This is a genomic window from Pseudoclavibacter terrae (assembly GCF_008831075.1).
Taxonomy (GTDB): domain Bacteria; phylum Actinomycetota; class Actinomycetes; order Actinomycetales; family Microbacteriaceae; genus Pseudoclavibacter; species Pseudoclavibacter terrae.
In genome coordinates, this window is the sequence record NZ_WBJX01000004.1 from 392,100 (window position 1) to 413,994 (window position 21,895).

A 21,895-nucleotide genomic window follows, 5' to 3' on the forward strand; every position below is an offset into this window, starting at 1 on the left:
TCCGGCGGGGTCCGGGGGGGCCGGGGTCGCGGCGGCTCGCTGGGCTGCACGGCGACCGGCGGGTCGGTTGATCGGCTGGCGCGGCCTCGGGCGCGGCGGTTAGCTGGCTGGCGCGGCCTCGGGCGCGGCGATCGGCGTGCCGAAGCGAAGGGCGGCGACGACGGCCCAGATCAGGAGCAGCGGCAGCGCGACGTAGGCGGCGGCCATGAGGGGTGCGCTCAGCGTCAGGTAGCCGGCGGCGGATGCGAGCAGGGCGAGGACGGTCGCACCGCTGACAAGCGTCGCCCAGAGCACGCGCCGACTCTGGCCCATCAGCACGATCAGTACGAGGGCTGCGAGCGCCAGCATCTTCACGCCATCGACGACCTGGATGGCCGCCCAGATCTGGCCGGAGTCGAGCCCGATCACGCCTGCTGCGCCGTCGGATGCGAGCCCGAACGTGAGGAGCGCTTCGCCGGCCAGCTGGATGAGCGAGAGCACAAGCGTTGCCAGGCCCGCGCCGCGGGTGGCGCTGCGCATCCGCTCGCTGCCGAGCAGGGTCGACATCCCGTAGAGGGCGACGGCGGCGAGTCCGTGCACGAGTGCCGCGTTGACGAGCACGCTCGGCGAGGTGGCGTAGGCCGCGGCGATGGTGGCGGAGCTGTCGCTGGGGGCGACGTCGGGGGCACCGACCAGCAGGCCGCTGACCCAGGCCGACACGTAGACGCCGCACCACACCCACAGCGTGCGCTGGATCTCGAGCGTCGGGGCTGCGAGTGGTGAAGTCATGCGGCCACGCTAGCCGGGGCGCGGGAATGGATGCTGTGTTCAGGCGGGTGGGTGCTGGGCTCTCGCGGATGGATGCTCAGCTCACGCGGGTGCGGTGCGCTCGCGGCGGTCCACTGTCTGCCCCTTCCGAGCGATACCCCCGTGAATGGGGTTCGTCGGGTGATGGGGGGACCCGCCTGTCACCGTTTCCCTCAGAAAAGTGGCGCCCATGGTCAAGAAGTGATGCCCGAAACACAGAATGTCGGTGGTCCGGGAGACGATGGAGGCATGCAGAACGAACCGGTCGACAACACGGCGCCGCAGGCAGCGGTGCTCGGTCGTTCCGCGACGGCGGGCGAGGTGCGCGACCACCTGGCGGCTCGCCTCGGCGTCGACCTCACCATCGTCGGCGAGGCCTGCGATGAGGCTCCGCAGGAGGCGGTGCCCGCTCGTTCCGTCAGGATCCGGGAGGTGCGCGACCGCCTCGCGGCGCGTCTTGGTGTCGAACCCGCCGTGGTCGACGGGGCTTGCCAAGACGCCGAAGACCGCTCGTCCGGCCCACGCCGCGCCCTGCTGATCTCCGCGCTCGCCGACAACCAGCGGCAGCTCAACAGGCTGCACGGCGAGCAGGCCGAGCTGCACACTCAGGCGCTCGAGATGGGCCTCCGTGGCGATGAGCTCGCTGGCACGTCGAGCCCGGCGCTCGAGGTTCGGTCGCTTGCGGGCGAGATCGGGGCCGCGTCCGGCAGGTCGCAGCGGTCGGTGCAGATCGAGTTCGGTCGGGCGTATGCGATCGCCAAGGTCTTCGAGCCCGTTCAGGGTGCGTTGGAGGCCGGAGCGATCAGCCGGGCGCACGCGCTCGTGATCGTCGACGCCGGCCTGCGCATCGCGCATCCCGATCCGGTTGAACTCGAGCGCCGCAGGGAGGAGTTCTGCAGAGTGGTGCTCGAGAAGGCAGGGTCGACGACTCCTGGCCGCATCAGGGCGCTTGCGGAGCGCGCTGCCGAGGAGCTGACGGAGGAGTCGCTGGATGAGCGCTTCGAGCGGGCCAGCCGCACACGGAGGGTCACGCTTGCGCAGCTCGAAGACGGGCTCGGCGAGCTCTCGATCGTCGACTCCTACGCGAAGCTCAGGCTTGTGTTCGACCGCGCGACGAGGCAGGCGCGGGTCATCAGCGACGCCGAGCGACGGGCAGCCAAGGAGCGTGCCGACTCTGATCGCGCTGCGGTCTCTGGTCACGCGGCGAACACTGGGCTCGCTGCCGACTCCGGTCACGGTGCCGACTCCGGTCACGGTGCGAACACTGGGCTCGCTGCCGACTCCGGTCACGGTGCGGGCTCCGGTCACGCGGCGGGCTCCGGTCACGCGGCGGGCAATCTCGAGTCCAACGCCGGTGATCCTGCTGGGCGGCTGGGCGGTTCCGGTCTTCCTGCGGACGACCTCGAGAGCCAGACCGGGGGCGCGGAGACGGGTGCGGAGGCGTCCGCCGTCGCGGGCGCGACTGCGGGCGCGGGCGCGGGCGCGGATGAGACTGCGGACGCGGACGCGGATGAGACTGCGGACGCGACCGGGACTGCGAGTGCGAGTCCGGAGTCGGCTGACCCGAACGAGGGCCGTCTGCCCGAACCGCGTTCGCTGGATGAGGTGCGGGCCGATGTATTGAGCGACAGCTTCCTCCGGGCGACGCCGGAGGAGATGAAGGGCCGAGACCCCATCGAGGCAAAGATCGCCTTCGTGGTCCCCGTCGAGACGTACCTTGCTCCGGCGGCGCCTCCGCACCGCGAAGGCCCGCTGGGCACACCGCCAGAATTGCCCGGCGTTGCCGACCCTCCGCCACCGCGCGGGGCCTCAGCTCCGGCCCTTCTTGACGGCTACATCCCCGTTCCGACTGCGGAGGTTCGCCGTCTCATCAACGCGGCTCCCGAGTTCGAGCGCATCTTCACCGACCCAATCAAGGGGACGCTTGTCGAGGTCGACAGCTACCGACCGACGAGTGCGATGCGACGTCGGCTCGCCGTTCGCGACGGTCGGTGCCGCTTCGTGGGTTGCATGATGCCGACGAACCGCTGCGAGATCGACCACACGAAGGCCTGGGAAGAAGGCGGGCCCACGAGCCTCCCCAACCTCGGCCACCTCTGCAAGGGCGACCACACGGGCAAGCACCACGGTGACTGGGCCCTGCAGCAGCTGCCGGATGGGATCTACGAATGGAGCTCACCCACCGGACTCCTCTTCCGGGACGAGCCAGTGCAGTTAGGGAGGCTCACCACCTTGCCACCGCCACTTCCCGCCGCGAATGCGCATGCCGTCAACCCGCCAGATGCGAGAACCCCGCGAGAGCCAGACGTCCCTGCAGGCCCCGAACTCCCCGCAAACCCTGGCGACCCTCCGCGCCCTGCGCGCCCTCCGCGCACGGGCGAGCCTGGCGATACTGGCGATACTGCAAGCACCGCAAACCCTGGCGACCCTCCTCGCCCTGGCGAGCCTGGCGCCCCTCACGACCCTCACGACCCTCACGGCACTGGCGACACTGATGCCTCCCGCGACACTGGCACCTCCCGCGACACTGGCGACGCTGGCGCCCCTAGCGACGCTGGCGACGCTGGCGACGCTGGCGACGCTGGCGACGAGGATCGTCGTCAGCGCTTCCCGAAGATCGGTTTCCTGGAGGAGTTCCGGCGCGAGCGCGCGGCGAAGAAGGCGGCCGTCGACGCGGCGGACTCTCGGTCACGGCAGCCAGAGTTCCGTCCAACGGCGCAACACGGCGAACCTGAAGGCCTGGCGCGAAACACGCCAGAGGGCGGGCTGGGAACCGGAGATCGCGTGGGCCGGGAGGGCCCGGCATCCTCGCCCGATCCACCACCCTTCTAGGCTCTCGGATTCCCACCGCGTTCACCGTTGGCGGGGCGTCTCGCGGTCGTACATTGAGACGCAAGGTGGCGGCAGTCAGCGCCCGGGAAACACCTCGACGCGGACAACCGCGGAGCGTCAGGAGGAGTGACAGCCGGAGCAGCAGCAGTGGAGCAGCAGCGGTCGTGGAAGCGACTCCGGCTCCGAGAGCAGCCGCCCGCGACGGGCTCCGAGAACAGCCGCTCGAGATAGAACAACAAGCAACAAGCTCATGAGTGCGATCAAGGGAGACGCCATGACCGGTCAGATCATCATCGATCTCTTCACGACGCTGGACGGGGTGCAGCAGGCTCCGGGCGGCCCGGAGGAGGACCCGGAGGGTGGGTTCAGGTTCGGCGGTTGGCAGGCGCCGCTCATCGATGAGGTGGACGGCGACCAGGTGAACGCGGGCATCCAGAGCATGGATGCTCTGCTGCTGGGCCGGAAGACGTACGACATCTTCGCCGCATACTGGCCCCGATACGCGGACGGTCCGTCCGACAGCATCGCGTCGGTCTTCAACAGCATCCCGAAGTATGTGGCGTCGCGCGGCAACCCAGAACTTCCCTGGGCGACGTCACACCTTGTGGGGCCGGACTTGGCGACCCAGGTTGCGGCGCTCCGAGAGCGGCACTCCAGCATCCACGTGGTCGGGAGCGTCGACTTCGCACGGACGCTCGTGCGGGAGGGCCTCTTCGACGTGCTGAATCTGTGGGTCTATCCGGTGGTGCTGGGCGCCGGGAAGCGCCTCTTCCCCCACGACGGACCGCCCCTCGGGCTGACCCTGCTCGAGCCGCCCGTCGCGTCCCCGAAGGGCACCGTCCTCCTCAAATACGGCCCAGGCGGCCCCGTGGAGACGGCCGACATGGACGAGGCCCTCCGCGAGCGCTGACCGGCCCCGACCGCCGTATCGGGGAACGGGAACACAGCCGTCCCCGCCACGACCACGACCACGACCACGGTTACAACCACAACCACAACGACAACGACAACGACAACTGCGGCGAACCGCTGCCCCGGACTGTCGGGGCAGCGGTTCGCCGCAGACGTACTTCTTTCGTGCTTCGTCCGCGCCCTAGTGCACGGGGTGCTTGCGCTCCAGCGCGGCCCCTTCGACGTCGACGTTCGGCATGATCTTGTCGAGCCACTTCGGCAACCACCACGCTGACTTGCCGAGGAGGTGCATGAGCGACGGCATGATGAGCATGCGCACGATGAACGCGTCGAGCAGCACACCGAACGCGAGCCCGAACCCGATGGAACGGATCATGGTCGACTCGGCGAACACGAACCCGCCGAACACCGACACCATGATGAGCGCCGCCGCGATCACGACAGCCCGGCCGGCGCGGAAGCCCTGCACGACCGCGACCCGAGCCTCGGCCCCGTGCACGTACGCTTCGCGCATCCCGGACGCCAGGAACAGCTGGTAGTCCATGGCGAGCCCGAAGAGGATGCCGACGAGGATCACCGGAAGGAAGCTCAGGATGGGGCCCGTCGCGTGCAGCCCGATGAGGTCAGCGAACCAGCCCCACTGGAAGACGGCAACCACGGCACCGTACGTCGCGAACAGCGACAGGATGAACCCGCCCGTCGCGATGAGCGGCACGAGGATCGACCGGAACACGAGGATCATGATGAGCAGCGACAACCCGACCACAAGGGCGATGTAGAGCGGCAGCACCGAGTTGAGCCCCTCGGAGATATCGATGTTGATCGCCGCCTGCCCCGCGACGCCGAGCGTGATGCCGTCCTCGATCTCCGGCAGCGCGCGCAGCTCACCCACGAGCTGCTCCGTGGAGACGCTGTTCGGCCCCTCCGCCGGAATCACCTGGAACGCCGTGAGGGTCTTGCTGTCGGACACCCCGATCGGAGCGACCGCCGTCACATCATCGAGCGACGCGAGCTTCTCCGCGACCAGCACCTGCTTGTCGAGCACGCCCGCATCATCGAGCCCCTCCGGCAACGTCGCCGTCACGAGCAGCGGCCCAGTCGTGCCCGCCCCGAACTGCTCCTCCGTGATCGTGAACGCCTGATACGACGCCGACTCCTCAGGCTCCGACGACCCATCCGGCAGCCCCACCCTCATGGACAGCGCGGGGATGGCGACCGTCAGCAGCACCGCAACTCCCGCGAACACCGTGACGATGGCCCGCCACGTCGGCATCGCCTTCAGCGGTGCAGCGTGCGCGGCACGCACCTGGCCAGTGACGACCCCGACGCTGCCAGTCCCGGCGCCGCCGGTCTCGCCAGCCCCGCCGCCCGAGCCGTGCAGCTTGCGGATGTGCGCCCGCCGACGCTTGTTCAGCACCCGCATCCCGAGCTTGCCGAGCAGCGCAGGCGTCAGCGTGACGGCGATGAGCACCGCGATCAGCACGCACACCGCCCCGGCCGTGCCCATGAGACCAAGGAACGGGATGCCCGTGACGTTGAGAGCAAGCAGGGCGACGATGACCGTCGCACCGGCGAACACCACCGCGTTGCCGGCGGTGCCGTTCGCGAGCCCGATCGACTCGCGCACCTCCATGCCCTGCATGAGCTGCTTGCGGTGCCGGTTCACGATGAACAGCGAGTAGTCGATGCCCACCGCGAGCCCCAGCATGATGCCGAGAACCGGGGTGACCGACGCCATCTGCACGACCCCGGAGAACGCGAGCACGCTGACGACGCCGATCGCGACGCCCACAAGCGCCGTGAGGATGGGGAGGGATGCGGCAAGCGCCGACCCCAGCAGCACCAGCAGCACGATGGCCGCGAACACGAGGCCAACCGCCTCTCCGATGCCGAAGATCTGCGGCACGCTCTGCGCGATGTCCGTCGAGAAGGCCACGTTCACGCCATCCACGGGGTGCGCCTCGAAGTACTCGATGACGCCCTGCTTGGCTTCCTCGCTCAGCTCCAGGCGCGGCTCCGTGAACGACACGTTCACGATCGCCGTCGACCCGTCGTCCGAGACGAGGCTGATGCCATCCGACAGCTCGACGAGCGTCGCGCCGTTCTCCAGCTGCTGCAGCTGCGTGTCGATCTCAGCCTGCGATGCATCCAACGTCGCCTGCTGCTCGGCGAGAGCCTGCACCTGCGCGTCCAGCTGCGCCTGCTGCCCCGCGAGGGCCTCAACCTGCGGCGCCGGGTTGCCCGCCGCCTCGAGCTGCTGCCTCGCAGCATCGAGCTGCGCCTGCGCAGCATCCAGCTGAGCCTTCCCTGCGTCGAGCTGCGCCTGACCCGCGTCAAGCTGCGTCTGCCCCTCAGCGATCTGCGTGCGACCGCTCTCGACCTGCGCCGCCTGCCCCTCGAGCTCGGCGGTCGCCGAGAACGGGTCGATGACGTCCGCGACGTCGGCGAGCTCGCCGCGATCCGCGATGACCGCGCTGATCTCCGCGCGCTGCGCATCAGTGAGCGCCGACCCGTCCGCCGTCGAATAGACGACGGTGCCGGACGCGCCCGCGAAGTCGGGCAGCTGCTCCTCGAGATCCGAGATGACCTCGCCGGATGCGGTGCCTGGCACGTCGAAGCTCGACGTGAGGCCCTTGAACCCGATCAGGAACCCACCTACGGCGAGCCCCAGGATGACCAGCCAGGCCCCCACGACCACCCACACTCGGCGGGTCGCGAAGTTCCCCAGGCGGTACAGCAGTTCGGCCATCAGCATCCTCTCGGCGCACGAGATCGTGCGCGCTCGTTCGTGGCGGCGCTCGAGCCCAAACCGTCCGCCTGAGGGAGCGCCGCCCTAGATCATACGCAACGTCTCGTCTACGCAGTTTGTGAATATGATGGCGGGCATGCCAGAGCAAGCCGCAGACGTCTCAGAGCAAGCCCCAGGCGTCGACGAGCGCGCCGCTTCCGCCCACCGACAGGGCCCGGTGCGCAGCGAAGCCGCCAGGGTCGCGGTGCTCGAGGCCACCTCGAAGCTGTTCGCCGAGCGCGGCTACGAGCGCCTCACGATGGAGGGCGTCGCGGCAGAGGCCGGCGTCTCGAAGCAGACCATCTACCGCTGGTGGCCTTCCAAGGGAGCCCTCGTCTCCGACTGCCTCCTGCAGGGACAGCTCTTCCCGAACCGCTTCACGGTGCCGAACTCGGGCGAGCTGCGCCACGACCTCACTGCCTGGCTCAGCGCCATTCTCGCGCTCCTCGGACAGCCGCAGGGCGAGCTCCTCGTCCGTTCGCTGATCGCCGCATCCGTCGAGAACGCCGACATCGGCAGGCGCTTGCACGAGAGCCTCGGCGCGAGCCGCTCCCTCACCGAACGGTTCGAGATCGCGATCGCCGATGGCCAGCTGGCAGCGGATGCGCGGCTCGAGGAGATCGGTGAGGCCATCGTCGGCGCGCTCCTCCTCCGCGCACTGAGCCGCACCGAATCAAGCGATGACAGCATCCAGCGGCTCCTCGATGCCGTGCTCGGACCGGCTCAGGCGAAGGGCTGAGAGCCAGCCGCTGACTGGCCCGCGCTGCCCGACCGGCAGCAGCTGACGCGTCGCTCAGCAGGCGTCGCCCCCACGCATCACGCGCGGTCCTGACTCCCTCGTTCCTCCGCCTGGCTTCCCCCACCGGCTTCTGCACCGGATTCTGCGCCGCATTCTGCGCCGGCTTCTGCGCCGGCGCCGTCAGGTTCCGCTCCGGCTCCGCGGAAGGCTTCGACCTGCGCTTGGAAGTGCTCCGTCTTCGCCTCGGCGATGTCCCGCGGACGGTTGGCGGCACTCGCGAAGAACTCGTTCCACCGCGAGCGCAGCACCTGCAACACCAGTCGGGGCGTGACGTGGACCTTGCGGTTGCGGGCTTCCTCGTCGGCGACCTGCACGAGCTTGCCGGCTGCGGCGTCTGCGGCGAGATCCTGGCCGGCACCCTCCGCGCTTCGCGTGTCGAAGGGCTCCCGCGCGTGGTCAACGCAGAGCTCGGCGACGCCCTTCGCGTGGTCGTACATGACGGAGTGCGCGGCGCCCTCGATCTCCCACGTGGATGCTCGAGGGAGCAGCCCGGCCATCTCGCGCAGCCAGGACCGCGGCACCAGCGAGTCGTGCTCGCCCCTGATGACGAGCGTGTGCGCTTGGATGCGGGGCAGCACATCCTCGATCCGGTACCGCATCATGCGAGGCAGCACGGCGGAGAACCAGCGGAACCCGCACAGCAGGTAGGCGCCGACGGCGAGCATCGCGACGCGGAACGGCTCGTGCGCCGACGACTCGAGGAACCGGAACGCCAGCTTCGGGAGCGACCGCTCTCGCGGGTTCGTGACGGGGCCGATGAGCACCAGCGTGCTCAGCTCGGGGCGCTGCGAGGCGAGCTCGGCCACCACCTGCGTTCCCATCGAGTGGCCGACGAGGACAGGGTCGACCAGCCCCAGCTCGTCGATGACGGTGCCGACCACAGCGGCGTAGCGCTGGATGCTCATGGGCCGCTTCGGGTACGGGACCCCCGCGAAACCGGGCAGGTCGAGGGCGTGCACCGGCCCGAACTCCCCGAGCCCAGGTGCGAGGTTCTCGTAGTAGTTCGACGCGACCCCGATGCCCGCGACGAGCACGAACGCGCGATCCCCATCGGCGCCGATCGTCGAGACCCGCGCCCGGACTTCCCCGTGGCGGATGTACCGAACCTGGACGCGCTGGCCTGCGAGGTCAGCGGCGGAGGCCGGTCGGGAAGCGGGAGACACGGCACCAACTGTAGCCAGCCGGCACCCCTCACTCCCCCAGGAAGCGCGCCGTCGGCCGACGACCAGCGCCCGGCTCGAGCAGCACCACCTGCCCGTTCAGGATGCGAGGGCACACGCCACCCGTGACGGCTTCGATCCCCGCCCTCAGGAAGACGCCGTGACTCACGACCACCGCCGTCCCGGGAGCTTCGAGGAGAGCGCCGAGGGCGCTGCCAGCTCGCCTCCCCAGCTCGACCGCCGTCTCCGAACCCGGGTAGTCCCCCGACGGCCATCGCTCTGCGGCCTCGGCCACCCGCATCCCCTCGGCCTCACCGAAGTCGCGCTCGAGCAGGTCGGGTTCGACGACAGGATCGGCGGCGCCGAGGTGCGAGCCCAGGATCGCCGCGGTCTGCGCCGCACGGGCCAGCGGCGAGGTGACCACGCGGCCCCACTGCGCGCGGGCGAGGAGCCGGCCCGCGGCCTCCGCCTGCGCCTCCCCGTGCGCATCGAGGGCGATGTCGCTGCGGCCCTGCAGCCGGCGCTCCAGGTTCCACGCGGTGCGACCGTGCCGCACCAGAGCGAGCGTCATGCCGCCGACGTCGAGGAGTTGGACGCGCCGACTGCGAGTTCCTGCGCGTCAGCCGGGGTCGAACCAGCAGTCGCCCCGGTCGCCTCCGAGCGAGTCGCCGCCGGGACGGATGCGTCGGCGCCACCCGCGGATGCGCGGACTCCGGAACCCGAATCAGCCGCTGCGGGTGCGCCGACCTCGGAACCCGAGACAGCCGCTGCGGGTGCGCCGACCTCAGCACCAACATCAGCGCTGACACCAGCCCCCGCACTGGCTCCAGCACTAGCGCTAGCGCCCGCCCCGGGATCAACGCCAGGGCCGGCTGCGTAGATCCGTGCCCTCGCGACACGGACCGTGACGCTGTCGCCGACCCTCGGCCGGATGCCGCGGGTCCGCGCGCGCAACCGCAGGCCGGCCCAGTCGAGCACGAGGTCGCTGCCCTCCGGTGTGAAGAGCGCCGACCTGACCGTCGCGTCACCCGCGGTGGTTGCCTCGCTCGCCCGGCCTGCTTCGCCTGCCTGCCTGATGACGCCTTCGCGCAGCACATCGCCCGCCGCGACGGCGTGGGCCGACCGGTCTGGAACGTCCGTCGAATCCGCGCCCTTCGCCTCAGTTCCAGCGCCGCCCACGATCTCCACCTCGACGTCGCTCGGGAGGATGGCCGCTTGCACCGCGCCGAGGCTTCCCGGCTGGCACCCCTCGAGGCGGGTCCAGTCCACGCGCAGCGGGTGCGCATCCGCCGCGAAACCCGCCCTGTCGACGGCCCCGTCGACCGCGCCGCCGACCACCCCGTCGACTGCGCCGTCAACTGCGCCGTCAACCGCACCGCCGATCATGCCGCCGATCGTGCCGCCGACGATCGTCGCGTCGGACAGGAACTTCGCGATGAACGGCGACGCGGGACGAGTCACGAGCTCCTCCGGGGTGCCGAGCTGCTGGATGCGCCCGCCGTCGAGCACCGCCACGCGATCGGCGAGGGCCAGCGCCTCGGAGCGGTCGTGGGTGACATGCACCACCGTCAGGCCGAGCTCCCGCGTGAGCGTGTGCAGCTCGAGCCTGAGACTGTCGCGCAACGGCTCGTCGAGCGCCGACAGCGCTTCGTCGAGCAGCAGCACCCGCGGCCTCCCGATCAGCGCGCGGGCGATCGCCACGCGCTGCCGCTGACCGCCGGACAGCGTCGCCGGGTTGCGCTTCGCAGAGCCGGCCAGGCCGACCATCTCGAGCGCCTCATCGACGCGGCGGCGGCGCTCAGGCTTCGCGACACGGGCGCGGCGCAGCGGGTAGTCGACGTTGCGGCCGACGTTCCAGTGCGGCCAGACGGCGTGCTGCTGGAACACCATGCCGAGTTCCCTGGCCTCCGGTGGCACGACGGATCCCCCGCCGGCCACGACCCGCTCGCCGATGCTCACCCGCCCCGATGTCGGCGCTTGGAACCCCGCGATGGTGCGCAGGAGGGTCGTCTTGCCCGACCCGGACGGGCCGACCAGCGCGAGGAACTCCCCGTCGCGCACGTCGAGGTCGACGCTGTCGAGGCCGACGGTGCCGCTCGGGAAACGGACGGAGACTGAGTCGAGGGTGACGGATGCCACGTGATGCCTTCCAGGAGAGTGGTGCAGGTCAGAGGTCGAGCAGAGCGCCGACCGCTACTTCGGCGCCCTCGTCGCGACGCCGATGACGGCGACGCCGAGGAGCGCCACGATGAGGGACAGCGCGGCGGCGGTGTTGAACGCCCCGGCCTGCTGGAGGTTGAAGATCGCGACGCCGAGGGTCTGCGATCCGGGCGAGAGGAGCAGCACGGACAGCGTCAGCTCGCGAACCGCCGTGACGGCGACGAGCACCGCACCGGAGATCGCAGCGGGCGCCGCCATGCGGCTGGAGATGTCGACAAGCGCGCGCATCCGCCCCGCTCCCCCGATCCTCGCCGCCTCCTCAGCACTCGCCGGGGTGCTCGCGAGCGGCGCCGCCACCGCCTGCACCACGAGCGCCGTGAACGAGGTGACGTAGGCGCACAGAATCAGCCACGGCGTGTTGAACAGGCCGATGTGGGGTGCCAGCACGAGCCACGCGACGGCGATGACGATGCCCGGCACCGCCTGGGGCAGCATGGCGAGGGCCCGCAGGGGGCCGCTCCCGCGCATCCGAGTCCGGGTGACGAGCACCGCGATGCCGAGCCCGAGGAACCCGCAGATGAGGGCCGCGAGCACGGCGAGCATGACCGAGTTCGTGGCGCCCTGGATCGCGTTCGCGGAGGTGACGGCCTTCACGACGTTGTCGAGCGTGAGGTTCTCGGGCACCAGGGCGAGCCCCGGCGCGCGGAGCAGCGACTGCTGCAGCAGCGCGAGCAACGGCAGCACGGTCACGGTGAGCACCAGCACCCAGGTCACGATGGACGCGGGAACGCGCGCCCGCCCGAGCGGCAGGAGCTGCGGGGCGGACGACGACGAGTCGAGCTCCCAACGGCTCCTGCCGATGAGGAAGTCGACGACCAGGGCCGCGAGCGCAAGCAGCAGCAGCACGACCCCGATCGTCGCGACGACCGCAAGCGGCTCATCCACGGTCCCCGACTGCAGGTAGCGGTAGACGAGCGTCGCGAGGGTCGTGTACTGCTCGGGCAGACCGATGATCGAGGGGATGCCGAAGTCGGCGAGGTTGCCGACCGCGATGAGCACGAACGACGACAGCAGGGCGGGCCGCAGGAGGGGGACGGTGATCGTGAACACGCTGCGGGCGGGACTCGCCCCGGCGATGCGCGCGGCCTGCTCGAGGTCGGACGGCACGCGGCGCAGGGCGGCCGAGACGATGAGCATCGCGATGGGGTAGCTGTGGACGGTGAGGAGCAGGATGACCCCGTCCGCACCGTAGATCGACCACAGCGGGCCGCCGAACGCCTGCGACCACCACAGGTTCACGGGGCTCGTCGGGCCGGCGATGCCGAGCCAGGCGATCGCGCCGACGAACGGCGGCACGAGCAGCGGGGTGAGCGCGAGGAGCCGCAGGCCGCGGCGCCCCGCCAGGTCGGTGCGGTCGAGCAGCACCGCGAGCGCCGTGCCGATCACCACGGCACCCAGTGCGGATGCGCCGGCCGACACGAGGCTGTTCGTCGCGGCCTCGACGACGTCACCCTGCACGAGGACGTGCAGCTGGGAGCCGCCGGCGGCGAGCACGAGGATCGCGCCGATCGGCACGAGCACGAAGGCGGCGACCGCGATCCAGAGGGCAAGCGACAGGCCGTGGACACCATCCGGCCCTGAAGGCCGGGGCTTCCGGACCGCCGCCGAGGCGGTGCCGCTGCGTTGAGCGGCACCGCCCCGGGGTGTCGTGAGCGTTGCGGTCATGAGAGGAACAGCGTCCTCATCAGAGGAACAGCGTGCGGAACTTCTCGACTGCCGCGTCCTGGCTGGCGCGGATGGTCTCGAGCTCCGGGGAGAGGATCGTGATCTCGTCCATCGAGGGGGCGCCCTCTGGAGTTCCGACGTCCTCGCGAACCGGCAGGTACGACTGGCTGACGGCAAGCTCCTGGCCGTCGGCGCTCACGAGGAAGTCGACGAACGCCTTCGACGCCGCCTCCTCCTCGGTGCTCGCGAAGATGCCGACGGGCTGCGACACGTAGGGCACACCCTCGGTCGGGTAGGACACCGCGATGGGCGACCCCTGGGCGGCGAGCTCGCGCGCCAGGTAGTCGACGACGATCCCCACGGGCTGTGCGCCCGTCGCGATGGCCTGCGAGACGGGGCCGTTGCTGTCCGCGATGACGGGCTCGTTCGCGGCGAGCTTCGTCATCCACTCCTCGCCGAGTGCTGGCTCGTCGAGCCAGACGGCGGCGTTGTAGGCGGCCGCGCCGGACACGTCAGGGTTCGGCATGACCAGCTTGTTCGCGTACTCGGCGTCGGTGAGCTCAGCCCACGACGTCGGCGGCTCGCTGACGAGGCCCGTGTTGTAGGCGATGACGGTCGGGATGATGCGCGTGCCCGTGTAGTAGCCCTCCGGGTCGACGATGTCCTGGTTGAGCGACTCGACGTCGGCCGGCGAGTACTGCAGGAGCAGCTCGTCGGCCGCGTAGTCCTCGAACGTGCCGGCGTCTGCCGCGAGGAAGACGTCAGCCTGCACGCCGCCGGAGGCCTGCTCGGTGGCGACTCGCGTCGTGAGATCGCCCGTGCCAGCCCGGAACACCTCGACGGTGACCTCCGGGTGCACCTCGTTGAAGGCGGCGACGAGCGCATCCGCCTTCTCCTGCGGCTCTGACGTGTAGAGGGTGATGGTGGCGGCCTCCAGCGTGGATTCCGCCGATGGGCTGGCGTCACCGCTGGCGGCGGTGCTCGGGGAGCTTGCGCAGCCCGCGAGGAGGACGCCGGCGAGGCCGAAGGCCGCGAGCGCGGCTGGGGTACGGAGAGAGTTCATGATGACCTAACTGTTCGAGGAGAGCGGGTCTGTTCAGGAGGAGACAGGTGAGAGTTGAGACAGGGTGGGGGTGAGCGTGAAGAGCGGGGCGGGGTGCTCGACGCCGACGCTGGATGCGCTGACGCCGTCCGCGCTGAGGTGCACGAGCGAGAACATCGAGCGGTCGAAGCCGCTCACCGTGCCCGGCTCGGCGTCCATGACCTGGTGGTAGGCGAGCGCCGGCCCCGCCGAGACGTGCACGCCGCGCATGGTGGCGGACAGCGGATGGTGGAAGTGCCCGCACAGGATCGCGCGAACGTCGGTGCCCTCGACGATGTCGAGGAAGTCTGCGGCGTCGCGGAGGCCCGCGCGCGCCAGCATCGGCAGCGGCGACCCGAGCGGCGGGTGGTGCATGACCACAACCGTCCCCGAGGGCGCGAGGGGGCTGTCTGCGCTGATACCGGTGCCAGTGCCAGCGCCGGCGCCAGTGCCAGCGCCAGCGCCAGCGGGCAGCTTCAGCTCGGCTTCGAGCCATGCGAGCTGCTCCACCCCCAACGCCCCTGTGGACGAGTCCAGCAAGACGAAACGCCACTCACCGACTCGCACGGCGCGTGGTGAGGCGTCCTCCGCGTGGCCACCCGCCGGCGCCTGATGGCCGGGGAGGACGCGAGCCGCGGCCCTGTCGTCGTGGTTGCCGAGCACCGAGAGCACGGGCACACCCCACGAATCCTCCACGTCGAGGAGGGCGTCGCGAAGGGCCGGGTACGCGGCCGAGTTGCCGCGCTCGATGAGGTCGCCGCTGATGACGATCGCCTCCGGTTCGAGACCCGCGGCGCGCGCGTAGTCGCTCGCCGCGCACATCCGCGTGATGCCGTCGACCACCCCGTACAGGGGTGCGGCGGCGGTCGCGTGCACGTCGCTCAGGTGGAGCACCGTCGAGCGACGCGACCCCGTCGGGCTCAGGCTGGCCGGCATCATCTGACCGGCGAGATGGGCCAGACCGGCGGGGTGGGAGCGACCGGCGGTCATGACGCGACCGGCGGGGTGGGAGCGACCGATGAGGCGCGCGAAGCTGACGAGGCGGGCACGACCTGCGAGGCCGACGCGACCGGCGCGACCGACGAGCCCGGCGCGAACGTCGCGACCTGCGAGGCGAGCGCGCTCGACGCCGTCCGGCCGGACTTGGCACGCAGGGCACGCACCTGCTCTTCGGTGAGGCCATGCGAGCGCAGGTACGCTTCGGCTCCGCCGAGCTCACGGACGATGCCGAGGGCATGCTCGAGCGCTTCCGGTGGGCTGTCGAGGTGGAGGCGCAGGATCTCGTCGCGCTGATCCGACGGGTACGCGTCAGCCACGGCGAACGCGAACGCCTCGCGGACCGAGCGGACCGCGACGCCGGAGAGCGCATAGTCGCGCACCACATCTGCTTCGCTTGCACCCGCCACGAGCTGCGCGAGCGCGACGACGAGCCCCGTGCGGTCCTTGCCTGCTGTGCAGTGCACGAGCACGCCGCGCTCGGCGTTGGCCAGCACGGCGACAGCCTCGGTGAGTGCCCCGCCGCGACGGCGCAGGAGCGTCTCATAGATGTCCTCGAGGCGGCCCGCGACGGGCGGCTCGCTGCCGTACAAGGGGACTTGGCGTACCGGGACGCCGTGAGCGCGTTCGCCGGACTCGGCACGCTCGCGGAGGTCGAGGATGAGCTCGACGCCAAGCGCCCGTAGCGCTGACTCTCCGTCGATCGAGAGAGCGTCCGGGGAGCCGGCGCGCACGATCCAGGGCGAAGCTGCCTCAGCTGCGCGGGCGTTGAACAGCCCGTCGATCTCGATTGCCCTCACGAGCACCTCCCGTTGCGTTGCGACCAATGCCTCGGTTCCAAGCAGCCAGGGAGAACCCGTTACACCGATTCCGCAGGGCTTGGAACGTCGTTACATCGGGAGTGTGTCGAGGGACGGTGAACACACGGTGACGGGCGGCGAGCGCGCGGATGAACGCCGAGAGGCGAGTTCAAGAGGCGACGAGCACAGACGAGCGCGGCCGCCTGCTGGACCGCCGACAGGAGGTGATCGCCTCAGTGCAGCAAGAGATGATCGCCGCAGTCCAGCAGGAGGCGGTCGCCGCAGTTCAGCAGCAGGCGGTCGCCTCAGTCCTCGGAGAGCGCGTCGGCCACGACGTGGCGCATGCCGACGGCCGTCTCGTCGCCGGCGACCTGCGCCAACGTGGAGTGCAGCGTGTGCAGCACGACGGTGTGGCCGAGGCGCGCGAGGAACGGGTCGATGTCGTGCGCCGTTCCCGCAGGCCCCGTGGTGACGACGATGTCGGCGACCCGCCCGAGCGGCGAACGGGCGTAGCTCGTGACGAGCACCACGGTTGCCCCCTGCGCCCTGGCAGCCTCCGCCGCGCGCAGCGATTGCACGTTGGCGCCCGAGTAGCTGAGCGTCAGGCACGCGTCGCCGCTGGACAGCGACCGCACCGCGAACTGCTGCGCGAGCGCATCCACAGGCGCCTCGACGGAGTGCCCGAGGGTGCTGAGGCGCATCGCGAAGTCCTGCAGGGGCGGCCCCGAGAACCCGCTGCCGACGAGCACGATGCGCCTGGCACCGCGAAGAGCGGCGACGGCCGCGGCGATGCGTTCCGGGTCGACGCTGTCCTGCGCGAGCCGCACGGCGTCGATCGCATCGTCGAACGTGCTCGCCTCCACCGCCTGCGCCTGCTCTCGCGGCGCGAGCGGAGCTGAACGCGCGAGGTCGAGCCGCAGGTGCTGGAAGCCGCGGAACCCGAGGCTCTGACACGCACGGATGACGGTGGCCGTCGACGTGCCGGCAGCGTCCGCGAGCTCAGCCGTCGACCACTCGACCACCTCGTCTGGTCGCGTCAGCACCATCTGCGCGACCTTGCGTTCGCTGGGCCCGAGGGCAGCGGATGCGGCGCGCACGCGGGCGAGCACGCTCAGCTCGGGCCGCGCCACCGCACCGCCCCGCACCGACGCGTCCTCGCGCCCTGACGGGGAAGGGAGGCCTGACGGGGAAGGGAGGCCTGACATGTGAGGGAGTATAGGGGCCCGCATGAAACACTGACCCCCATGCGCGCAATCACGGTTCCCACGCCTGGCGGCCCGGAGGCCCTCGTCCTCTCCGAAGTCGACGAGCCCACCCCCGGGCCCCTCGAAGTTGTCATCGATGTGGCCGCCGCCGGCGTGAATCGCGCCGACGTCGCGCAGCGCGAGGGCAAGTACCCGTCACCTGCCGGGGCACCCGACTGGCCTGGTCTCGAAGTGAGCGGAACCGTCGTCGCCGTTGGGGCGTCCGTCACGGCCTGGAAGGTCGGCGACTACGTGGTCGCGCTCCTGTCTGGCGGCGGCTACGCCGACCGCGTCGCCGTCGACGAAGGGCTCGTGCTCCCCATGCCGAAGCGCGTCGACCTCGTCGAGGCGGCCGGCCTCCCCGAAGCGGTCGCCACCGTCTGGTCGAACCTCTTCATGAGCGCGGAGCTCAAGGCGGGCGACACCCTGCTCGTGCACGGAGGCACCAGCGGCGTCGGCACCATCGCCATCCAGCTCGCTGCCGCGCTCGGCATCACCGTCTACGCGACCGCCGGCACCCCGCAGAAGGTCGCCACGACCGAGCAGCTCGGCGCGACTCGAGGAATCAACTACCGCGACCAGGACTTCGTGGAGGTCATCGCCGAGGCCACCGAGGGTCGCGGGGTCGACGTCATCCTCGACCTCGTCGGCGGAGACTACCTGGCGCGCGACGTTGACGCCCTTGCCACGAACGGCCGGGTCATGGTCATCGCGGCGCAGGGCGGCGACGAAGCCACCATCAACGTGGGGCGCCTCATGCAGAAGCGCGGACGCATCTGGGGGACGACCCTCCGCGCGCGCCCGCTCGAAGAGCGGCGCGAGATCATCGCGCAGGTGCGCGAGCACGTGTGGCCGCTCGTCGAAGCCGGCAAGGTGCGGCCCCTGCTCGACACCGTCGAAACCCTCGACTTCGCGCACCGAGCTCACCGGCGCATGGAGTCGGGCGAGCACGTCGGCAAGATCCTCCTCGCCGTGCGCTGAGCGGCGAGCTCCAGGCAGCAGCCTCAGACCGGCGCGCGCCGACCGGCACCTGCACGCCGGCGCGCGCCCGCCCCCTCTGCCTCGCGGTCGGAGCAGCCGCGCATCGACCGGCCCCTTGCACAGGCCGACGCGCGTCCGCGTTCGACGACCCGCGCTCAGAGCAGCTGCGCGTCGATGCCCTTGCGGCGAAGCCCGTCGAGAACCTCCTCGTCGACCCCGAGAAGGGTCATCGCCGACAGGTTCGGGAAATGGCGGGTGTCGGTGAAGTCCGTGATGTCGAAGGTCGAGTCCTCGCCGCTCCACTGCGGGGCGATCTCCATGTAGATGTCGTTCCCGCCGTCCTGGAAGAGCTCCTCGACGGCCGGCGCGAACTCGCTGGGCACCGGCAGCGCCCGGAAGTAGTCGAGCACCTCGGGGATCGGCTCCGAGATCTCCTTCGACAGGTCCACTTCCCGGTCCACGTGCTCTTCGAGGAAGTCGGCGAGCACGAACTGGGGCGTCAGCAGCTCCTGCTCATACATCAGCTCCTGGATGACGGCGAGCTTGAAGTTGAGGTCCGCGAAGTCGATCGCGTCGCTTGGCTGGTCGCCGGCGGGCTGGGTCTTGGGGGAATCGCTCATGCGAAACATGCTGGCGGAAGCAGTTGAGCGTCAGCCGAGATCCCCCGAGGGCGGGGATGTGGTCGTTTCGGTCGCCGCCGGGCGACCACACCTCAACCTCGGCCGAGCAATCTGCGCCCGGCGCTCGGAGATCCGGGCCGCGCACTGTGAGAATGGCGTCATGCCTGAAGCGAAGCGCCGCGTCACCGTCGTCCTGTTCGAGGGGTTCGAGCTCCTCGACGTGTTCGGCCCCGTCGAGCTGTTCCGCATCGACCCGTCCCTCTTCGACGTCGAGCTCATCGCCCCGCAGGCCGGCCCGGTCCGCAGCTCGCAGGGCCCGGAGGTCATCGCCACGACCGCGTTCCCCGACGCCGCGAGTCCCGACATCGTGCTCGTCCCTGGCGGGCAGGGAACGCGCCGGCTCGCCACCGACCCCGAGTTCCTGGCCTGGCTCGCGAGCTGGGCGGCGGATGCGAGGCTCGTGACCTCCGTCTGCACGGGCTCGGCGCTGCTCGCGGCAGCGGGCCTCCTCGACGGGTTCCGCGCGACCTCGAACAAGCGGGCGTTCGCGTGGGCGTCATCGCAGGGCGCATCCGTCGACTGGGTGCCGCAGGCCAGATGGGTCGAGGACGGCAACCGGTGGACGTCGTCCGGGGTCGCCGCCGGCATGGACATGACGGCCGCGATCGTCGCCGCGATCCACGGGCCCGAGGTCGCGGCCACGCTCACCGACGCCGCCGAGCTCGAGGTGCACGCCGACGCGAGCTGGGACCCGTACGCGGCGAAGAACGGGCTCGCCTAGTGGCCCTCGAGCTGCGCCCGAACTGCGAGCGCTGCGACGTCGACCTGCCCCCGCACGCCGAGGCCTACATCTGCACCTTCGAATGCACGTGGTGCAGAGACTGCGTCGCCACGTTCCCCGGGCGGGCGTGCCCGAACTGCGGCGGCAACCTCGAGCGCCGCCCCGTGCGCCCCGCGTCGAAGCTCGCCGCGAACCCGCCGAGCACGGTGCGCGTGCACGGCGGGTAGCGACAGGATCGCGGGGGCGGCTCGGTCGCTCACGCCCGGCTACGAGCGCACGAGCACCTTCATGCCCTCGCCCGCACGCAGGCGCTTGATGGCCCCGACGACGTCATCGACGGGCACATCGTCCACCCAGCCGTCAGCCGTGTATCCGCCTGCCGCCATCGCCGCGATGACCGCGTCGAAGTCGCTCTGCAGGTAGGCGAGGGTGCCGACGATCGCGGTCTCCCCCATGACCAGCTGCGTCGGCAGGAAGTCCATGGGCCGCTCGTGGATGGCGACGACCACGACGCGACCGCCCGGCGTGAGGTTCGCGAGCGAGGCGGCCACGGCGGGCCCCACCCCGGCGGCGTCGAACGCGACGTCCACGCCGTCCCCGCCCGTGAGCTCCGCGACGCGGGCCGCGAGGTCCTCCTGCGTGGGGTCGACGAGGTTGCTCGCCCCGACTCCGGCGATCGCGGCACGGCGCCCTCCGCTCGGCTCCGAGACGATGACCGTCTCGACGCCCTTGGCGCGCAGCGCGAACCAGACCCCGATGCCGATCGGGCCGGCACCCGAGATGAGCGCCGTCTGCCCCGCCTGCACACCGCTCTGCTCGACGGCGTGCCACGCGACCGCCATCGGCTCGACGAGGGCTCCGAGGCGCAGGTCGACGTTCTCGGGGAGCACGTGCAGCTTCGTCGCATCCACCGTCGTGAACTCGGCCATGCCGCCGCCGTGCGACGAGAGGCCGTGGAAGCCGATCTTCGTGCACACGTTCGGCTTGCCGCGACGACAGGCGGCGCACTCACCGCACGCGTAGATCGGCCAGACCGCGACCCGGTCGCCGACCTGAACCGAGTCGACGCCCTCGCCGAGCTCGACCACGGTTCCGGAGAACTCGTGCCCGAGGATCTGCGGCGGCATGGACCCGGTGACGGGGTGCGGATGCTCGAAGTCGAGCCCGGAGGATTCGGGCGCGTAGTAGACGTGCAGGTCGGATCCGCAGATGCCGGCGTACTCGCAGCGCAGCTTCACCTGGCCGGGACCCGGTGTCGGCTCAGCGACCTCCTCGATGCGCACGTCCTCCTTGGCGTGGAACACTGCCGCCTTCATGCGAGGAACTTCCGCAGGTCGGGGTAGCCGGTCGTGGACCAGGCGCCGTCGACGACGAGGTTGTCGCCCGAGATGTAGGAGGCGTCGTCGCTCGCGAGGAACAGAGCGGCGGATGCGATCTCCTCTGGCTGCGCCGCGCGACGGAACGGGATGCGCTCGTCGTACGCCTCCTGCACCCCGGGGAGGTCCGTGAGGCCCTTCGTGAGCGGGGTCGCGACGAGGCCGGGCGAGACCGCGTTGACGCGGATGCCATGCTCGCCGAGCTCAAGCGCCGCCTGCTTCGTGAGCATCACGGCGGCAGCCTTGGAGGCCGTGTAGCCGACCCCGTAGTGCATCGGCACGAGCGAGTTCAGCGACGCGACGTTGACGATCGAGCCCGGCTTGCCCTCGGCGAGGAACTGCCGGGCTGCCAGGCGGGTGCCGTTGAAGGCGCTGTAGAGGTTGAGGCGGACCGTGAAGTCCCAGTCCTCGAAGGAGATGTCGGTGAGGGTGCCGGAACGCGACCCGCCCGCGACGTTGAAGAGCGCATCCAGCGTGCCGAACTTCTCGACGGTCTCGGCGACGAGTCCCGCGAAGTCGTCCTCGTCGGTCACATCCGTGCGGCGGCCGATGACGCTGGCGCCGAAGGTCTCGCTGGCCGAGGCGACGAGCTCCGCGTTGATGTCGGCGACGACGACCGACGCGCCCTCCGCGACGAGCCGCTCCGTGATCTTCGCGCCGATGCCCGAGACCCCGCCCGTGACGATCGCGACCTTGCCTGCGAACCGGCCGGGGCTGGCCCCGGCGCTGCTCGCTGTGCTTGAGCCTGCTTCGTGTGACATTGCCCACTCCGTTCTGACCGCCCTCGTTGGCGACCCCCTTCACCCTACGCCCGCTATAAGTCACCTGTCAGATAGTTTGCCGAGAAGGAGCCA

Annotated in this window: 19 protein-coding genes; 6 read left to right on the forward strand and 13 right to left on the reverse strand. The window is 70.7% G+C overall.

What is annotated here, in order from left to right:
- Positions 1–99: 99 nt before the first annotated feature.
- Positions 100–768 carry a hypothetical protein gene (locus F8O03_RS13650; protein ID WP_151424334.1) on the reverse strand — a complete coding sequence of 223 codons (669 nt, stop codon included), beginning with the start codon at positions 766–768 and terminating at the stop codon, positions 100–102.
- Between the two features lie 267 nt (positions 769–1,035).
- Here F8O03_RS13650 and F8O03_RS18110 point away from each other — a divergent pair, with 267 nt between their 5' ends.
- Positions 1,036–3,618, forward strand: a complete 2,583-nt coding sequence (locus tag F8O03_RS18110; RefSeq protein ID WP_167516581.1) for an HNH endonuclease signature motif containing protein — start codon at positions 1,036–1,038, stop codon at positions 3,616–3,618.
- Between the two features lie 250 nt (positions 3,619–3,868).
- Positions 3,869–4,528: a dihydrofolate reductase family protein gene (locus F8O03_RS13660; RefSeq protein WP_244296283.1), complete on the forward strand. Its 660-nt coding sequence runs from the start codon at positions 3,869–3,871 to the stop codon at positions 4,526–4,528.
- Positions 4,529–4,711: 183 nt separating this feature from the next.
- Here the strand turns inward: F8O03_RS13660 and F8O03_RS13665 are convergent, their stop codons facing one another.
- Positions 4,712–7,279, reverse strand: coding sequence for an MMPL family transporter (locus F8O03_RS13665; RefSeq protein WP_151424335.1), 2,568 nt, complete (start codon positions 7,277–7,279; stop codon positions 4,712–4,714).
- A gap of 136 nt (positions 7,280–7,415) precedes the next feature.
- Between F8O03_RS13665 and F8O03_RS13670 the strand changes: the two genes are divergently transcribed.
- Positions 7,416–8,057, forward strand: a complete 642-nt coding sequence (locus F8O03_RS13670; protein ID WP_151424336.1) for a TetR/AcrR family transcriptional regulator — start codon at positions 7,416–7,418, stop codon at positions 8,055–8,057.
- A 77-nt stretch (positions 8,058–8,134) separates the two neighbouring features.
- On the opposite strand, the gene F8O03_RS13675 is transcribed toward F8O03_RS13670, so the two are convergent.
- From F8O03_RS13675 to F8O03_RS13710, 8 genes are all read right to left on the reverse strand, one after another.
- On the reverse strand, positions 8,135–9,280 hold the full coding sequence (locus F8O03_RS13675; RefSeq protein WP_244296284.1) for an alpha/beta fold hydrolase: 1,146 nt from the start codon (positions 9,278–9,280) through the stop codon (positions 8,135–8,137).
- A 28-nt stretch (positions 9,281–9,308) separates the two neighbouring features.
- Entirely contained in the window at positions 9,309–9,848 is a 540-nt protein-coding gene (locus F8O03_RS13680; RefSeq protein WP_151424337.1) for a histidine phosphatase family protein, read from the reverse strand.
- Entirely contained in the window at positions 9,845–11,416 is a 1,572-nt protein-coding gene (locus F8O03_RS13685) for an ABC transporter ATP-binding protein (RefSeq protein ID WP_151424338.1), read from the reverse strand. Before F8O03_RS13685 ends, F8O03_RS13680 begins: the two co-directional genes overlap by 4 nt.
- A gap of 54 nt (positions 11,417–11,470) precedes the next feature.
- Positions 11,471–13,162 (reverse strand): ABC transporter permease, encoded by a 1,692-nt coding sequence (locus F8O03_RS13690; RefSeq protein ID WP_151424339.1) that lies wholly within the window; start codon positions 13,160–13,162, stop codon positions 11,471–11,473.
- A gap of 19 nt (positions 13,163–13,181) precedes the next feature.
- Positions 13,182–14,225, reverse strand: a complete 1,044-nt coding sequence (locus F8O03_RS13695; RefSeq protein WP_151424340.1) for an ABC transporter substrate-binding protein — start codon at positions 14,223–14,225, stop codon at positions 13,182–13,184.
- 33 nt (positions 14,226–14,258) lie between these two features.
- Entirely contained in the window at positions 14,259–15,233 is a 975-nt protein-coding gene (locus F8O03_RS13700; RefSeq protein WP_244296285.1) for a metallophosphoesterase, read from the reverse strand.
- Positions 15,230–16,039: a tyrosine-protein phosphatase gene (locus tag F8O03_RS13705; RefSeq protein ID WP_167516582.1), complete on the reverse strand. Its 810-nt coding sequence runs from the start codon at positions 16,037–16,039 to the stop codon at positions 15,230–15,232. Before F8O03_RS13705 ends, F8O03_RS13700 begins: the two co-directional genes overlap by 4 nt.
- Before the next feature lie 305 nt (positions 16,040–16,344).
- Positions 16,345–17,244: a MurR/RpiR family transcriptional regulator gene (locus F8O03_RS13710; RefSeq protein ID WP_151424341.1), complete on the reverse strand. Its 900-nt coding sequence runs from the start codon at positions 17,242–17,244 to the stop codon at positions 16,345–16,347.
- Positions 17,245–17,283: 39 nt separating this feature from the next.
- Here F8O03_RS13710 and F8O03_RS13715 point away from each other — a divergent pair, with 39 nt between their 5' ends.
- A complete protein-coding gene (locus F8O03_RS13715) occupies positions 17,284–18,264 on the forward strand; it encodes an NAD(P)H-quinone oxidoreductase (protein ID WP_151424342.1) in 981 nt (326 codons plus the stop codon).
- A 155-nt stretch (positions 18,265–18,419) separates the two neighbouring features.
- Here F8O03_RS13715 and F8O03_RS13720 read toward each other — a convergent pair whose 3' ends face one another.
- A complete protein-coding gene (locus F8O03_RS13720; protein WP_104251912.1) occupies positions 18,420–18,884 on the reverse strand; it encodes a DUF6892 domain-containing protein in 465 nt (154 codons plus the stop codon).
- A gap of 160 nt (positions 18,885–19,044) precedes the next feature.
- On the opposite strand from F8O03_RS13720, the gene F8O03_RS13725 reads away from it, so the two are divergent.
- The gene (locus F8O03_RS13725; RefSeq protein WP_167516583.1) at positions 19,045–19,665 is read left to right on the forward strand and encodes a DJ-1/PfpI family protein; all 621 of its coding nucleotides are present in this window, start codon (positions 19,045–19,047) and stop codon (positions 19,663–19,665) included.
- Complete coding sequence (locus tag F8O03_RS18115) at positions 19,665–19,892, forward strand: DUF1272 domain-containing protein (RefSeq protein WP_068476932.1); 228 nt, start codon at positions 19,665–19,667, stop codon at positions 19,890–19,892. The genes F8O03_RS13725 and F8O03_RS18115 overlap by 1 nt, the downstream gene beginning before the upstream one ends.
- Before the next feature lie 39 nt (positions 19,893–19,931).
- Here F8O03_RS18115 and F8O03_RS13735 read toward each other — a convergent pair whose 3' ends face one another.
- Positions 19,932–20,981, reverse strand: coding sequence for a 2,3-butanediol dehydrogenase (locus F8O03_RS13735; RefSeq protein WP_151424345.1), 1,050 nt, complete (start codon positions 20,979–20,981; stop codon positions 19,932–19,934).
- Complete coding sequence (locus F8O03_RS13740) at positions 20,978–21,802, reverse strand: SDR family NAD(P)-dependent oxidoreductase (RefSeq protein WP_151424346.1); 825 nt, start codon at positions 21,800–21,802, stop codon at positions 20,978–20,980. Before F8O03_RS13740 ends, F8O03_RS13735 begins: the two co-directional genes overlap by 4 nt.
- Between the last annotated feature and the right edge of the window lie 93 nt (positions 21,803–21,895).